Origin of the sequence: Corynebacterium pyruviciproducens ATCC BAA-1742 (assembly GCF_000411375.1) — a bacterium.
GTDB classification, from domain to species: domain Bacteria; phylum Actinomycetota; class Actinomycetes; order Mycobacteriales; family Mycobacteriaceae; genus Corynebacterium; species Corynebacterium pyruviciproducens.
Map to the genome: position 1 here is coordinate 663,931 of NZ_KE150446.1, position 15,554 is coordinate 679,484.

General features: G+C 61.2%; 11 protein-coding genes. 7 read left to right on the forward strand and 4 right to left on the reverse strand.

The annotated features are described in order from the left end of the window. Positions 1–75 precede the first annotated feature (75 nt). The 3 genes from HMPREF1219_RS02890 (at position 76) to HMPREF1219_RS02900 (ending at position 3,060) form a co-directional block, all read left to right on the forward strand. On the forward strand, positions 76–657 hold the full coding sequence (locus HMPREF1219_RS02890) for a TetR/AcrR family transcriptional regulator (RefSeq protein ID WP_016457518.1): 582 nt from the start codon (positions 76–78) through the stop codon (positions 655–657). A gap of 78 nt (positions 658–735) precedes the next feature. Continuing rightward, positions 736–1,464 (forward strand): glutamine amidotransferase, encoded by a 729-nt coding sequence (locus HMPREF1219_RS02895; RefSeq protein WP_016457519.1) that lies wholly within the window; start codon positions 736–738, stop codon positions 1,462–1,464. A gap of 144 nt (positions 1,465–1,608) precedes the next feature. Then, complete coding sequence (locus HMPREF1219_RS02900) at positions 1,609–3,060, forward strand: amino acid permease (protein ID WP_016457520.1); 1,452 nt, start codon at positions 1,609–1,611, stop codon at positions 3,058–3,060. Between the two features lie 213 nt (positions 3,061–3,273). Here HMPREF1219_RS02900 and HMPREF1219_RS02905 read toward each other — a convergent pair whose 3' ends face one another. Next, positions 3,274–3,789 (reverse strand): DUF4112 domain-containing protein, encoded by a 516-nt coding sequence (locus HMPREF1219_RS02905; RefSeq protein ID WP_016457521.1) that lies wholly within the window; start codon positions 3,787–3,789, stop codon positions 3,274–3,276. 82 nt (positions 3,790–3,871) lie between these two features. On the opposite strand from HMPREF1219_RS02905, the gene HMPREF1219_RS02910 reads away from it, so the two are divergent. Continuing rightward, positions 3,872–4,141 carry an ACT domain-containing protein gene (locus tag HMPREF1219_RS02910; protein WP_016457522.1) on the forward strand — a complete coding sequence of 90 codons (270 nt, stop codon included), beginning with the start codon at positions 3,872–3,874 and terminating at the stop codon, positions 4,139–4,141. A 13-nt stretch (positions 4,142–4,154) separates the two neighbouring features. After that, on the forward strand, positions 4,155–5,540 hold the full coding sequence (locus HMPREF1219_RS02915; protein ID WP_016457523.1) for a PFL family protein: 1,386 nt from the start codon (positions 4,155–4,157) through the stop codon (positions 5,538–5,540). Between the two features lie 228 nt (positions 5,541–5,768). On the opposite strand, the gene HMPREF1219_RS02920 is transcribed toward HMPREF1219_RS02915, so the two are convergent. Together HMPREF1219_RS02920 and HMPREF1219_RS02925 are read right to left on the reverse strand one after the other, a co-directional pair. Then, positions 5,769–7,325 (reverse strand): glycoside hydrolase family 5 protein, encoded by a 1,557-nt coding sequence (locus HMPREF1219_RS02920; protein ID WP_245554383.1) that lies wholly within the window; start codon positions 7,323–7,325, stop codon positions 5,769–5,771. A 471-nt stretch (positions 7,326–7,796) separates the two neighbouring features. After that, positions 7,797–9,428: an ABC-F family ATP-binding cassette domain-containing protein gene (locus tag HMPREF1219_RS02925; RefSeq protein ID WP_040426814.1), complete on the reverse strand. Its 1,632-nt coding sequence runs from the start codon at positions 9,426–9,428 to the stop codon at positions 7,797–7,799. 69 nt (positions 9,429–9,497) lie between these two features. On the opposite strand from HMPREF1219_RS02925, the gene HMPREF1219_RS02930 reads away from it, so the two are divergent. Both HMPREF1219_RS02930 and pepN read left to right on the forward strand, forming a co-directional pair. Continuing rightward, a complete protein-coding gene (locus HMPREF1219_RS02930) occupies positions 9,498–10,532 on the forward strand; it encodes a lycopene cyclase family protein (RefSeq protein WP_040427151.1) in 1,035 nt (344 codons plus the stop codon). Next, a complete protein-coding gene (gene pepN / locus HMPREF1219_RS02935; RefSeq protein WP_016457527.1) occupies positions 10,529–13,147 on the forward strand; it encodes an aminopeptidase N in 2,619 nt (872 codons plus the stop codon). The genes HMPREF1219_RS02930 and pepN overlap by 4 nt, the downstream gene beginning before the upstream one ends. 164 nt (positions 13,148–13,311) lie before the next feature. Here pepN and HMPREF1219_RS02940 read toward each other — a convergent pair whose 3' ends face one another. Beyond that, on the reverse strand, positions 13,312–15,324 hold the full coding sequence (locus HMPREF1219_RS02940) for a cation:proton antiporter (protein WP_016457528.1): 2,013 nt from the start codon (positions 15,322–15,324) through the stop codon (positions 13,312–13,314). Positions 15,325–15,554: the final 230 nt, after the last annotated feature.

Here is a 15,554-nt window from a genome sequence, read left to right on the forward strand (position 1 = left end):
GGAATAAAATATGTGCGGGCGTTTCGCCTGCCTTTCAAACATCTCTTACTTGTTAAAAGAAAGCGTACAGTTGCCGTGCCTCGTGTCTCAGAAGAAGACCTCCACAATCGCCGAGCAGAAATCCTCGACGGTGCACGCCGTTGTTTCGGCCACTACGGCTACGAGGGAGCCACCGTACGAAGACTCGAGGAAGCGACGGGGAAATCCCGTGGCGCGATCTTCCATCATTTTGACGATAAGGAAGGGCTCTTTTTCGCGCTGGCAAGGGAGGATGCTCAACGGCAGGCCGATGTCATCGCCTCCGCCGGGCTCGTTCAGGTCATGCACGAGATGCTCGACCACCCCGAACGCCACGATTGGTTAGCCACGAGGCTGGAAGTGGTTCGCCTTGTGCGTACGGACCCACACTTTCGCGAGCGGTGGCAAGACCAGCAGCAGATTGTGGATAACGCCCTGCGCGAGAGGTTGGCAGAGAACCCGGTGGGCGGCTCCCCTGCCAACCGTGACGAACACGCCATCGAGGTGCACCGTGCGTTCTTGGAAACGATCCTCGATGGGCTGATCTCCCGCCTCTCGGTCGGTGAAGAGCCGGCCATCCTGCGGGAGGTGCTCTCACTCGCCGAGCATGCGGTTCGCACCGGCGAGGTAGGCAAGTAGCTGCTCGGCACCGTTCAAGGCGCCGCCGCCCGCACCCCGATAGCTGGTCGTGGGCGGTATCACAGTAGGATAATCCCCATGTCTTCCTTCCTGTTGGTCTCCCCACGTACCGGCGATGACATTGTCGCACAAGAGTATAAGGACTTTCTCCAAGCCACCGGGCTCAGCGCCGATGAGCTTGACCAAGTACAACTAGACAGTACGGAAGACTTGGTCCCGCCGATTGACAAGTACAAGGGCGTACTCATTGGTGGCAGCCCATTTAACATCACGGACAAGCTCCACACCCCCAAACAGATCCACATCATGGGCCAGCTACGCAGGCTCGTCGATTGCGAGCTACCGACCATCTTCATCTGTTTTGGTGCCGGCTACGTCGCCTCCGACCTCGGAGGCGCTGTGGGGCGCACGCACCCCGAGGAATCAGGCGCCACCCTTGTCCAACTCACCGAGGAAGGCAAGAAGGACCCGCTGTTCTCTGGCTTCCCCGAGGAGTTCCAGGCCCTCACAGGGCACACAGAAAACATCACCGACCTCAACCCGGTGTGCACGCTTCTTGCCACCGGACCGACCTGCCCGGTGCAGATCTTTAGGTACAGGGAGCACACCTGGGCATGCCAGTTCCACGCCGAGATGAACCCCGATTCGATGGAGGCTCGGATGCGGTTCTACATTGATTACGGCTATTTCCACCGCGAAGATTTTGACAAGATCGTCGCCACCCTCCCCTCCGTGGACACGACCTATTCCAACGGTGTGCTTAGATCGTTTGTCCGCTATTGCGAGACCCGTAAGGCTCCTGCATAGACAGAAGGTGGGCGGGCTCATTGATCACCCCTTTTCTTCGCAGGTGGAGGCCTACTTCCACCAATGGGGGGTCACTTTGACATTTCTTAATGGCCCGTCGAAAATCTAATCATTACCTGCACCGACATGGAAAGTAGTTGAATTATGACAGACAAGGCGGCTACAGAGCTAAAGCGAGGACTAAAGGCCCGCCACCTCAACATGATCGCCATTGGCGGTGCAATCGGTACCGGACTCTTTGTGGCCTCCGGCACCACGATTTCCCAGGCGGGACCGGGCGGTGCGCTCGTTGCCTACGCGCTCATCGGCATCATGGTGTACCTCATCATGCAGTCTCTCGGTGAGATGGCTGCCTACCTCCCCGTCGCCGGCTCCTTTCAGGAGTACGCGCGCCGGTTCGTCTCCCCCAGCTTCGGCTTTGCTATGGGCTGGAACTACTGGTTTAACTGGGCGATCACGGTGGCAGCCGAGCTCGTCGCTGCGGCACTGGTGATGAAGTACTGGTTACCCGAGGTGCCATCCATCGTCTGGTCGGTGGTGTTCCTCGCAGCGATTTTCTGCATTAACGCACTATCCTCCCGTGCGTACGGCGAAAGCGAGTTCTGGTTCGCGCTCATTAAGGTGGTCACCGTCCTCGTATTCCTTGCCCTCGGCACGATCATGATCATCCGCATCTTCTTCAGCTCGGAATCCGCGCTGGAGAACTGGACCACCGGCGAGGCTCCGTTTGTTAACGGCGGGTTCGGCATCCTCATGGTGTTCATCGCCGCAGGCTACTCGTTCCAGGGCACCGAGCTTGTTGGCGTCGCCGCAGGCGAGGCAGAAAACCCAGAGGAGACAATTCCGAAGGCCATTCGGACAATCTTCTGGCGCATCATGATCTTCTACATCGGTGCCATTGCGGTCATCGGTTTCCTCATCCCCTACACCGACCCGAACCTCCTCAACGCCTCCGAATCAAACATCGCGATTTCCCCGTTCACCCTCGTTTTCGATCGTGCGGGCGTGGCGTTTGCGGCCGCTCTCATGAACGCGGTCATCCTCACTTCGGTTCTCTCGGCAGGTAACTCCGGTCTGTTCGCCTCCACTCGTATGCTCTACTCGCTGGCCACGGAGGGGCAAGCGCCGAAGTTCTTTGCCAAGCTCACCTCCCACGGCGTGCCGCTGCGTGCACTGTGCGCCACCACCGTTATTGGGATGAGCGGGTTCATCACCTCCATCGTGGGCGACGGCGTGGCCTACACCTTCCTGCTCACGTTGTCGGCTCTCGCCGGTTTTATCACGTGGATCGGCATCTCCTGGTCTCACTACAAGTTCAGGATGGCGCTCAAGGCGCAAAATGTGTCGCTCGATACCCTCCCGTACAAGAGCCCGTTCTTCCCTCTCGGGGCCATCGTAGCACTGGTGCTCTGCTTCGGTGTGGTAATCGGGCAGGCCATCGGGCCGGTTGCCGCCGGTGAAGATTTCCTCGCTATTCTCACCCCGTACCTCGGCATCCCCGTGTTCCTCGGGCTGTGGGGCATTCACAAGCTGGTAACCAAGCTGCCGGCTGTGGTTCCCGCCGAGGCCGATCTCGAGCGCAACAAGAACTGGTAGCTCGCCCCTCCAAGCCCCTTGTTCCCCCGTCCGGGCCTCGTGCCCGGGCACTATCGCCCGCCGCAGCTGTGGCGGGTGTTTTCTTTTGCCTTCGCCACCGGTGTACGAGCACCTTGCTGGGGCGACTCACCCAGGGCAGTTACCCCGGGGATCTGTGTTGTGGGGCACACCCGGTGGCGTATGGCCCGTTGCTCGCGTATTCGCGGCTAGCGACTAGAACCAGCCGATCTTGCCCACGCTAAACGCGATGAGCCACACGATGAGCGCGATGACGGCAATGAAGACGAGGAGAACGACGATCCCCGCGACGATGAAGTACCGCTTGGACTGGTTGCGGGCCAGGTTGCCATCGGCGATGGCGTTTTCCAGCAGGGCCAAGTTGCGGCGGTTCGCCTTGAAAACAAAGTCGAAGGCATCCCCCACCACAGGAATCGCGCCGACGAACGAGTCGAGCGCCATGTTGACGATCATCCGGAGCAGGACGAGCAGGGGCACGCGGTAGCGAAGACCGTCGATAAGCGTGGAGCCGGTAGCAACCATCGTGAGGACGTCACCGGCGCCGGGGACAAGCCCTACCAGCGGGTCGAGCCCCACCCGCCGGTTGGTGCCGGGGATGGTGATGAGATCGTCGAGAAGCCACGCAAGGGTACGCGAGGTCCCACCGTGGCGTTGGCGATCTTGCGTAACCGGCTGGTCTTTTTGTACTGGGGCGTCATCAAATTCCTTCACGGGTGACCAGCATATCGAGACCCCACCGCCTGGCCAACACCGAATGCATAATACTCGCGAGGCCGCGATATACTCATTTTTCATGATCGCGATTATCACCGTCACAGGCCCAGATCACACGGGCATTGTTTCCGCAGTCGCCGCGGCACTCGCGGAGAAACACGTCAACATTTTGAATATCAGCCAGACCATCATGGACGAGTTCTTCACCATGATCTTGCACGGTGAGTTCGACGATTCCGTCACCTCCATAGCTGAACTGAAAAAGCGCATGACCACCGTGGAAGAAGAACAACAGCTGGTCATCAGGGTCCAGTCCGAGGCGATTTTCACCGCCATGCACCGCATTTAGGAGGAGCACAAATATGTCTACTCCGATTGGCAAAGCACCCCTCATCACTAACGCCGGCGATATTCTCGAGACCATCAACATGGTCGAGCACATGCGCCTGGACATCCGCACGGTGACCATGGGCATCAACCTGCTCGGCTGTATCCGCTCCACGATGGAAGACACCGCCGATGCTGTCTACTCCCACGTCGTAGAAACCGCTCGTGACCTCGTTCCAGTGTGCGAGGGGATCGAGGACGAGCTCGGCATCCCGATTGTGAACAAGCGGATCTCCGTTACCCCTGTCGGACTGCTCGCCACGGCCGTCGACGGCGACCCGGTACTCGTCGCCCACGCGTTGGACAAGGCCGCAGCGGAGGTCGGCGTCGATTTTATCGGCGGTTACTCCGCACTGTGCGATAAGGGGCTCACCGCGGGCGAGCGGCGCCTCATCGAGTCCATGCCGCGGGCGCTGAGCGAGACCGCCATCGTCTGTGGCTCCGTCAACGTGGGCTCATCCCGCGCCGGCATCAATATGGATGTGGTCAAGCTCCTCGGCGAGGTGGTCAAGGACGCGGCAGAGCTCACCAAAGACCAGTCAGCAATCGCGTGCGCCAAACTCGTCGTGTTTGCCAATGCGGTGAGCGATAACCCCTTCATGGCCGGCGCTTTCCACGGCGTGGAGGAGGCCGACGTGGTGATCAACGTGGGCGTTTCCGGTCCCGGCGTCGTTGATCGGGCCCTCGGCCCACTCACCGATGCGACGCTTGACCAGGTGGCTAACGAGATCAAACGCGCCGCGTTCAAGATCACCCGCGCCGGTCAGCTCGTGGGCACGATGGCTTCTGAGCGCCTGGGAGTCCCCTTCGGCATCGTGGACCTGTCACTGGCCCCCACCGCTGAGCAGGGCGACTCCGTCGCCCACATCCTCGAGCACATGGGCCTGGAACAGGTGGGCACCCACGGGACGACGGCAGCGCTGGCGCTCCTCAACGACGCCGTGAAGAAGGGCGGGCTCATGGCATGCTCCCGCATCGGTGGCCTCTCCGGCTCCTTCATCCCCGTCAGCGAGGACAAGGGCATGATCGATGCCGTCCGCGCAGGCACCCTCCGCATCGAAAAGCTGGAGGCGATGACGTGCATCTGTTCGGTGGGCCTGGACATGATCGCCATCCCCGGAGACACCACGGCCTCCACCATCTCGGCCATCATCGCCGATGAATCCGCCATCGGCGTGATGAACCACAAGACCACCGCCGTGCGCGTCATCCCGGTTCCCGGCGCCACAGTGGGCGACAATGTCGATTTTGGTGGCCTCTTGGGTTACGCACCGGTTATCGAGGTGGGGCGCAAATCCGCTGAGAAATTTGTCTCCCGCGGTGGGTTCATCCCGGCTCCGGTCCACGGGTTCCGCAACTAGGGGTGTGTCGGCCCCTTTGCTCGCTTACACGCCCACTGCGCGCCACGTCGCTTCGCGTCGGCACGAGTTGTGGTAGGGCACGAGCGTGGGGCAGCCCGCGCCTCGCGGTGGTAACCACTGCGCCGGACGAGCAGGCCTTGGGGCTCTGCCAACGTTGGTGGGGCTTACTGTCACACACGCTTCTCGACGGTGAGGAAAGTGACCCCATCTGCCGCTCGGCGCCTACCTTTACGACGCTTTGGCGGTCACCCTCACCGTTACGAGTTCCGCACCCGTGGAGCGAACGAGCAGAATCCCCGCGTCCTCGACACTTCTCACTTCTCCCCGGTGTACAGCGACGATGTAACCGGCGGGATAGTTGCTGGGAGGGACGGCGATCTCGGTCACAGAACCGGCGGGGAAGGCTCCCTTACCATCGACTCGATTGGTCTCCCATGTCGCCTCGTACATGGAGGTGGCGGGGTCCCACGCCGCGCTCACGGGTGTTCCCGCTGTAAAGCGCAGGTGTGGCGCCGAGAGGATGCGGAGTTTCTCCGGATTGACCGCATCCGCGGTCACCGGCCCCGGACGGGTGGGGTCCTCCACGATCCCCTGTTCCTTTTGGTTCTGCGTGGTTGGATCGTTGCAGCCACAGTAAGACCAGTATTGCCACCCCACAAGGGCATTGCGCGCCAAGCCGATGACTCCGGCGAGCGTTTCCGGATCGTCCGTCACCCCGAACTCTGTGAGAATTGTTGCCGTATTCTGGCTCGTCGCCACCCGTTCAGCGTTGTCAAACACCCGCCCGTCGAGCAGCTCGCATCCCGTGTAGCGGTTCGCCAAGGCGTTGCTCACGCAGTAGACGTGCCAACTCAGCGCTGCCTGCTCGGTTTGTGGCCGCTGCGGGTTCGTGTTGAGGCCGATATTCCACGGGGAGTACGGCTCGAAGTGGATGATGGCGTGCGGGTCCTCGGCAGTGATGGCATCCGCCACCTGTTGGTGCAGGGCGGTGAGTGCCGAGTTGGCAGCCGTGCCACAGTTGCCACCTGTGAGGTAGCACAGCGGATAGGCGCTGCCGGGCCAGGGCTCGTTGAGAACGTCATAGCCCATAATGCCCGGGTGATTGGCAAAGCGGCTGGCCACGTGCCCCCACATGGCGGCAAAGCGATCTCTCAGACCTACCCCGTCCGTGCCAGGAGCATTCGCAAGAAAGTTATCGTAAGCCCGGATGAGTCCGATATTGACCGCCTGGTTGCCAGGAAAACCTACTCTCGGCTGGCTGGGCAGTCCATCGTCTTTGACCGCCCAATCGGGCGCGAATTCGCCCTCAAAGCGCTCGTTGTACATGTCTTGGTGGGCATCGAGCAGGACGTAAATGCCGTGCCGGTGCAGCAGGTCCGTGGTGCGAACCAAACTGTCAAGATAGGCATCGTCGTAAATCCCCGGAGCGGGCTCCACTGCCTTCCACATCACCCCGAGGCGCAGTGAATCAAAGCCCTGCTCGGCCAGCCACTGCGCGTCGTTTTCGTCGAACCCGGCCGCCTCGGCCGTGTAGGGAGCATGCTTGTACACCATGTTGACTCCCTGGGTGAGGAACGCCCTGCCCTCTTGATCCGTAAACCAACGGCCCGTCTGCTGCACTCGTGACGGGCCGTCACCTCCGTCTAGGCTTTCCACTGCGCGGGCCGGCGAGGTCGCCGCCGCGCTCGAAGCGGTGAGGGAACGTGCCCCCACCACGTTTGCGTTCCACACCGAGGTTGGCACAAGCGCAGCCACCGTCAATGCGGCTACGGCAGCTAGGGTCACGCCTCTGGCTCGGCGAAAGTGGTTCTCCACAGCGCGATTAATCCGTTGTAATACCGAGGCAGACACGAGCATTCCCTTTCCTGTGTGAATGTAGAAGAGGCCATCGTGGTGACGGCCCTGCATGTCCAGGATGTCCTTTGGGCAGAGAAACTCTCCAGGTGATTGCACAGACGTTGGCGGTTCAATCATCGGGATCCGATAGTCCATCAGACAATGGCAGTAGCAGTTCTCCGAATACTTTTCACGGTACCAAACCAGGCATCGACAGCCCCCGGCTTTTCTGGTGCGAGAGCAAATTCACACGCAGTGCTTTCTACAGGGAGCGCAAACGAGGAAGATTGGGGCAAAGCCGGCCGAATACGATGCAAATTCGGCCGGTAGCAAGCCCCTCGATGGGGTGAAACCCGTTGGCAACAGAATTGAAGCCGCGTGGGAGTATCCCACACGGCTTGAGACGGTGGTGCTGCACGCTTAGGTGAGCTCCACGATGTCCATGTACTCGTCGTTCCACAGATCCTCGGTGCCGTCGGGCAGGATGATGACGCGCTCGGGGGCAAGGGCACGAACCGCGCCTGGGTCGTGGGTGACGAGGACAACAGCGCCCGTGTACGTGCGAAGTGCGTCAAGTACCTGTTCGCGGGAGATGGGATCAAGGTTGTTCGTCGGCTCGTCGAGTAGCAAAACATTCGCGCGCGAAGACACGAGCGTAGCGAGCGCCAGGCGGGTCTGCTCACCACCGGAGAGAGTGCCGGCTCGTTGCTGCAGCTGGTCGCCGGAGAACATGAACGCGCCCAGCAGGCTGCGCAACTGCTGCTCGTCGGCATCTGGGCACGCAGCAATCGTGTTCTCCCACACCGTTGCGCTTTGATCGATGGTGTCATGCTCCTGCGCAAAGTAGCCGATCTTCAAGCCATGGCCACGGACGATCCCGCCCTCGCCATCGGTGCGCTCCACACCGGCAAGGAGCTTGAGAAGAGTCGTCTTGCCCGCGCCGTTGAAACCGAGGATGACCACCCGGGATCCCTTGTCCACCGCGAGGTCGACACCGGCAAACACCTCCAGGGAGCCGTACATCTTTGTCAGCCCCGTCGCGTTGAGTGGCGTCTTGCCGCACGGTGCCGGATCCGGGAAAGAGATATGTGCAACCTTGTCGTGCTGGCGGACCTCATCGGTGCGGGCCACCATCTTCTCGGCACGGGCACGCATCTGCTTTGCTGCCGCCGCCTTGGTTGCCTTGGCGCCCAACTTGTCGGCCTGCTTCATCAGTGCGGCGGCTTTCTTCTCCGCGTTCGCGCGCTCGCGGCGCCTGCGCGCTTCGTCCGTGGCGCGCGCATCAACGTACTTCTCCCAGCCCATGTTGTACACATCAGCCTCTGCACGGACGGCATCGAGGAACCAGATCTTGTTGCACACGGCCTTGAGCAGCTCGACATCGTGGGAGATCACAAGCAGGCCGCCCTCGTGCTTGCGCAGAAACTCGCGCAGCCAGGAGATCGAATCGCTATCCAGGTGGTTCGTGGGCTCATCGAGCAGCAACGTCATCGTGGACTTTCCGGAGCCGGCCGTCGATCCGAAGAGAATCTGGGCCAGCTCCACGCGGCGCCGCTGGCCACCGGAGAGAGTCTTTAGAGGTTGATCGAGCACCCGCGCAGGGAGCCCGAGCGAGTCGCAGATGCGGGCGGCCTCCCCCGCCGCCTCATAGCCGCCAAGCGAATGGTAGCGTTCCTCCAGCCGCGAGTACTTCTTAATGGCGTTGGCCTGCTTGTTGGGATCGGTCGTGGTCTCCATGATCTCCTGCTGGCGTTCCATGGAGGACTGGATCTCCCCTAACCCGCGGGCGGAGAGGACACGATCGCGCGCCGTTTGGTCAATGTTGCCCTCGCGGGAATCCTGCGGCAGGTAGCCGATCTCGCCGGAGCGGGTGACACTCCCCCGCCACGGCTCAGTTTCGCCGGAGAGTATACGCATCGTGGTGGTCTTTCCCGCACCATTGCGGCCGACCAAACCAATGCGATCGCCGGGCTGCACGCGAAGGTGCTGTCCCGGAGCCGTAAGGAGCGTCCTCGCCCCAACACGTACCTCTAAATCCTGCGTAACAATCACGGCGATACAGTGTACAACAACCACGGTACATACCACCTTTCCGTGGCTTTCCTGGTTACCATCGAACTCATGAAACTGGCAGTTATCGGGCAAGGGCCCGCCGGGCTCGCACTCGCGCACCGTGCCGCGGCCCGCGGGATGCACGTGGAGGCGTGGGACCCGCAACCGTACGCACCGCACGTGCTCAGCGTGTACACGGACGAGCTGCCTGCGTGGGCCAAGAATCTCCCTGCACGCTCAACTACCACCCCGGTGGTGTACACCCACGACGGGCGGAAGATCCGCATTGACCGCGAATACCGAGTACTGGACAATGAGCGTACGTGGCAGAAGCTCACCACTTTTCCCGTCCACCGAGAGCTCGTCGATGCGGACACTGTCACGCCAGCTGAGCTCGGTGCTGACGTCATCGTCGATGCCCGTGGCACACGTGATCTGTACACGCCCGGCAGCCCAGTCCAGGTTGCAACGGATGAGATTGTGGCTGCTTCGCAGCAGGAGCACGAGACCGTCTTCATGGACTTCCGTGACATGCCCGGCGATCGGTTTAGCTACCGCATTCCTCTCGATTCGACGCGGCTGCTCCGCCAGGACACCGTCCTCGCTACACGGACTCCCCCGGAGGAGGCGGATGTGTTTATTCCGCTTCTTGCCTCCCGCTACGCCGGGTCACACATCCCCTACGGTGCGCGCGCGTGTTTTGTTAACCCATTTACGGGGTACTCCATCGCCACGTCTTTTTGTCTGGCGGACGAGACTGTGGACGCAATTTCGGCCCGCCTGTTACACGGGACGGGTGGTTCGTCACCGCGTCTCCCCTGGGAAAAGCCCAGCTTCCGCACCGATCGCTACCTCTCAGCGCTGTGTCTACGCACACTGCTTTCGGTTCCACCACCTCTCTACCGGACGATGATCGAGAGCGTGTTTTCACTGCGCCCGGAGCTGGCAAGAAAGTTCCTCATTTTAGGGTATCCCGGCGCTACCCTAGAAGGGATGGCCCGCATTTGGGCGACGCTCGCAGGCTCGGACAAGGTCCAGTTGGCGCGTGCTTTCGCCAGTGCCGCGGCCAATGGCTTACACCTGGATAGGAAAGGATACCCATGACCTCGGTTAACCTCACCAAGCTTGAGGCACAGCACCGCAGCGACATGCTCGACGTCGAGCATTACGACATCCACCTCGATCTCACCACAGGCGAGGAGACATTCAGCTCCGTCACCACCGCGCGTTTCACTGTGAAGAAACCCGGAGATACGTTCATCGACCTGAGGGCGAGGAAGGTCTCAGAGGTCATGCTGGATGGCGAGGTTATCACCGACACGGCGGTTCCGCTCATTGAATCCGGCTACGACGAGGAGCACGGTATCGCACTTACAGGTCTCACGGAAGGCGAGCACTCCGTACGTATCACCGCCGATGCCGTGTATTCCCACTCCGGCCAGGGCCTCCACAGGTTCGTTGATCCCGCCGATAACCGCGTGTACATGTACACCCAGTTCGAGGCCGCCGACGCGAAGCGGATGTTTGCCTGCTTCGATCAGCCCGACCTCAAGGCCACCTACGACCTCACAGTGGTCACCCCGGATGACTTCGTCATCGTCACCAACGCCCCGGTGGAAACGAGTGCGAAGGACGGCGCGAAGACCCACACCTCTCACGTTGACTACAAGCTCTCCACGTACCTCGTGGCCCTCATCGCCGGCCCGTACTTTGAGGTCAAGGATTCCTGGACAGGCAAGCTCACCAAGCACCCGGAGACTCCGGAAGGCGCCTACGGCCCGCACGAGGGCCAGGCCGACGAGCTCACCATCCCGCTGTCCATCTACTGCCGCCAGTCCATTGCACCATCCCTTGACGCGGACGTGCTGTTCGAGCAGACGAAGCAGGGCTTCGATTTCTATCACCAAGTCTTTGGCGTCATGTACCCGTTCCACAAGTACGATCAGGTGTTCTGCCCGGAGTACAACATGGGCGCGATGGAAAACGCCGGGTGCGTCACTTTCCGTGACGAGTACGTGTTCACCTCCAAGCCCACCGAATACCGCTACGAGCGACGCTGCGACACCATCCTCCACGAGATGGCCCACATGTGGTTCGGCGATCTTGTCACCATGCAGTGGTGGGATGACCTATGGCTCAACGAGTCCTTTGCCACGTGGTCCTCGGCCACGGCGATGGTGGCCAACACCAAGTACTCCACCGCATGGGTGACGTACTGCAACGTGGAGAAGGCCTGGGCCTACACCCAGGACACCCTGCCCACCACACACCCCATTTCCACCGATGCGACCGACATCGAGACTGTGGAGCAGAACTTTGACGGCATCACCTATGCCAAGGGCATGAGCGTGCTCAAGCAGCTCGCGGCCTACGTGGGCCAGGATGCATTCCTCGCGGGCGTGCGCCTCCACTTCGCCCGCCACGCCTTTGGCAACGCCACCTTCGATGATCTCTTGGATTCGCTCTCCGAATCGTCCGGGCGCGACCTCAGCGACTGGGCCCACCAGTGGCTGAAGACCACGGGAGTCAACGCCCTGCGCCCGAAGTTCACGGTGGAGGACGGCAAGTACACCTCGTTTGCTGTGGAGCAGGATGGGGCCCAGCCCGGCGAGGGTGAGTTCCGCACGCACCGCATTGGTGTCGGTTTGTACAGGCTTGTCCGCGGCAAGGTCACCCGCACCGATCGGGTTGAGGTGGACATCGATTCCGCGTCCAAGGACGTCGAAGAGTTTGTGGGCAAGGATGCCGCCGATCTCGTCATCGTCAACGATGACGACCTCACCTACGCCATCATGGAGCTCGACCCCGACTCCCTCAGCTTCATCCAGGAGCACATCGGCGACATCGAGGACCCGATGGCCCGCGCGCTGTGTTGGTCTTCCGCCTGGCAGATGACCCGCAACGGGAAGATGCGTGGCCGTGACTTTGTAGAGCTCGTCCGACGTGGTGCACCGGTGGAGAAGGAAACGGCCGTGCTCGGCCAGATTCTCGCCCAGGCGACTACAGCTATCGTCCGCTACTCGGATCCCGAGTGGGCGGAAAAGGAGGGCAATGCCCTTCTTGCCACCACCCTGCTGGAGGGCGCGAAGGTGACTGAGGGCTTCCGCCAGGTGGCCTTTGTCAACCAGCTGCTGCAGGTAATTCCCGCAGAGGAAGCGAAGGAGTTCTTCCGCTCCATCCTCGATGGTGCTCCCTCCATCAAGGGCGTGGAGGTTGACGCTGAGCTCAAGTGGAAGGCTCTCACGGCACTCATTGCCGCCGGTGCCATCGACGATCCCGAGGCCCGCATCGCCGAGATGCGTGCGGAGGATAAGCTCTCCTCCGGGCAAAACGCCGCGTGGCGTGCCGAGGCCGCCGTTCCCACCAAGGAGGTCAAGACCCGGGTGTGGAAGGAGCTGACGGACACGGGCCGTTCCATGAGCAACCTGGAGCGCCGCCACAAGCTCGAGGGCCTCACGTTTGCTGGCTCCGCCCCGCTTCTTCAGCCGTTTGCCAAGGACTACTTCGCCTTGGCTCCGCGGATGTGGAAGGACTTCAGCTCGGAGACTGCGTTGCAGATAGTGGAGGGGCTCTTCCCGCACTACGCCCCCACTCAGGACACCGTTGACACAGCGCAGGTGCTGCTCGATTCCGATCACCCGTCCGCACTGCACCGTGTCATTGCGGAAGGCCAGGATACCGTCAAGCGGACGATCCGTAATCGCGAACTAGACAAGTAAATTCGAGGCAGCCGAACCCAAGGGTTCGAGGCGAGGTCGCCGGCGTAGCCGGCGACCTCTTTTTCTTTCACGGCATTCGCGCGGGCGTGGTGTTTACCCTGTCACCGCGAACATACGCAGAGGCGCGATGATCTGGACTGGTGGCAGGCTCGTTCCGCACTGATTTACTGGGCACCGTAGTCGGACAGGTTCATCTGCAGCAGGTACACCTCGTCGCGAAGCTTCGAGGCCTCCGCGGTAGTGATAGCTCCCTGTTCGCGCAGCTCCTGGATACACCCCAGCTCAAGGCGCAAGGCCTCCACCTCCAGCATGTTCTGCTCGGCTGCGAGCGTCATCGTTGTGCCCTGTCCGGCCTGCATGTTGCCCAGCAGCGTGAGCGTTCGTTGGTTCTCCATGATGAGGAAGTCGGTCGCATGCCTGCTCGCCTCGGTTTCGGGCGTGAGACCCTGCAGGTAGTTGAGGTTAAAACGGGCAAACTTACCGCGGACATCGAGGATTTCCTGGGACACCTCGGGGCGGGATGCCTTCCCGGTTCTCAAGACCCGGTCTCTCAATCCCCTGCGCAGGCGCATGGCGATCCGGCGAAGGCTCAAACGCTGCGAAGTCCGCATCTTCACCGCTCTCATCAGCCTCTCGTTGGCTTGCTTAAATGCCACGTACACGGACTGGTCGATCTCGCCGGCTCGATGCAGCTGCTCCAGGTAGCGCGCCTGTTCCCGGAGCAAGTTGGTCCGCTGCTCACCTACAGCACTCTCAAACTCTTTCCCCATGGTCAGCTCCCCGATCTCTCGGTTGTACCTGGCGATGAGAAGCGAGACGCCGCGGGGGTGCTCCTGCCCGAGTTCGTCACGCACAGCCTCAATGAGTCGCCGTTTCACAAGCACGCGGACGGCAGTATCTCTTGCTTCATCCTCCTGCGAATCCTGAGCGGGTGCCAGCACCGGCAGCACGAAGTTCGCCAACAACAGGGTGCACAATATGATCCCGGAGGCGAGGAACAACAGCTCGTCGCGGATAAGGGCGCCATTGGTGCCCTGCAGGGATTGCGGCAGTGTCAGCGCGATGGAAAGCGTGACGGCACCCTTGGGGCCGCCCAGGGTTGTGGCGCACGATTGAAGGAAGAACGCGCCCCAGGGCAGGTCGTGCGGGATCGACCCACGCTTGCGAGCCCCCAAGTCGAGGACAACAATCCACAGGAACCGTAAGACAGTGATGACCACGGTGAGAACGATAACAGCCGTGGCCAGCGACAACGGTTTGGAATCATCCTCCCACTCGTGGGTGAAGATGCTGGGCAGGTGGGAACCCAAGAACACGAACACCACACCGTTGAGGATAAAGGCCATGACCTCCCACACGCCCTCAGAGACGAGGGATACCCGGGCGGCGTACACGGTGCTGCGCGTGGGGATCAAGGCGATGAGCAGTCCGGCCGCGACAACGGCGAGGATCCCGCTCACGCCCAGCTTCTCGGCCAGCAAGTTGATAAACAACGGGGTAAGGATCTCAAACGTCACGTGGAACACCGTGGATTCGAGCCCGATGCCGCGCACGGCCCGCTGAATCATGATCACGACGATGCCCATAAGCACACCAAACGCGAGGCCACCACCAAAGGAGATGGCGAAGGTGGTCGCTGCATCCTTGACGGAGAAAATTCCTGTGACAGCAAGCCCAACGGCGAACTGGAAGCTGACGATGCCGGAGGCATCATTGATGAGGGATTCGCCTGACAGAATCGCACTTTGGCGGTCGCTCAGCGTTGTCGATTTCGACAGGGCGGACACCGCCACCCCATCGGTAGGACCCAACGCGGCGCCGAGGGCAAGCCCGGCCGCGAGCGGGATGGAAGGGACAATCCATTGGAGAGTGAAGCCAACGGCGAAAACACTTGCCACCACGAGCCCGATGGCCAGGGAAAGGATGGCACCCGCGTTCTTCATCATGGCTCGCTTGGCCACGTGCTGGGACTCGTCGTACAGCAAAGGCCCGATGAACAGCACCAAGAACAGTTCAGAATCAAAGGTGAGTTTAAAAGGCTCCCCGATGATGAGTGCGCCGATCACTCCCATCGCGATCTGCACTAGGGGCAGCGACAGCCTGGTGAGAACCTGGTCCAAAACGGATGAGACCAGGATGACTGTGAAGAGAACAAGGATGAGTTCCAGCGCCTGCACTACGATTCTCCTTTGACCAGGTCATTGCACTGGAAAACAGGGTACACCGCCCCAAGGGGGGCCACGATGGTTCACAGTGAATACCTGAAATAATCACGCGAAATTCACACCGCGAGGCGTAGTAGCCCGAATTCGAACCGTTAGGCGTGGCTGCAGCTGGTAGTGCACGGACGTGGTAAGCCCATGGCACGCGTGCCGTGGCCCGCCCCGCAGTTTGCACAAGCACTGTG

Coding starts and splice junctions, on each gene's coding strand:
- HMPREF1219_RS02895 (WP_016457519.1), top strand. CDS start 736: ATGTCTTCCTTCCTGTTGGTCTCCCCACGTACCGGCGATGACATTGTC.
- HMPREF1219_RS02900 (WP_016457520.1), top strand. CDS start 1,609: ATGACAGACAAGGCGGCTACAGAGCTAAAGCGAGGACTAAAGGCCCGC.
- HMPREF1219_RS02910 (WP_016457522.1), top strand. CDS start 3,872: ATGATCGCGATTATCACCGTCACAGGCCCAGATCACACGGGCATTGTT.
- HMPREF1219_RS02915 (WP_016457523.1), top strand. CDS start 4,155: ATGTCTACTCCGATTGGCAAAGCACCCCTCATCACTAACGCCGGCGAT.
- HMPREF1219_RS02930 (WP_040427151.1), top strand. CDS start 9,498: ATGAAACTGGCAGTTATCGGGCAAGGGCCCGCCGGGCTCGCACTCGCG.
- pepN (WP_016457527.1), top strand. CDS start 10,529: ATGACCTCGGTTAACCTCACCAAGCTTGAGGCACAGCACCGCAGCGAC.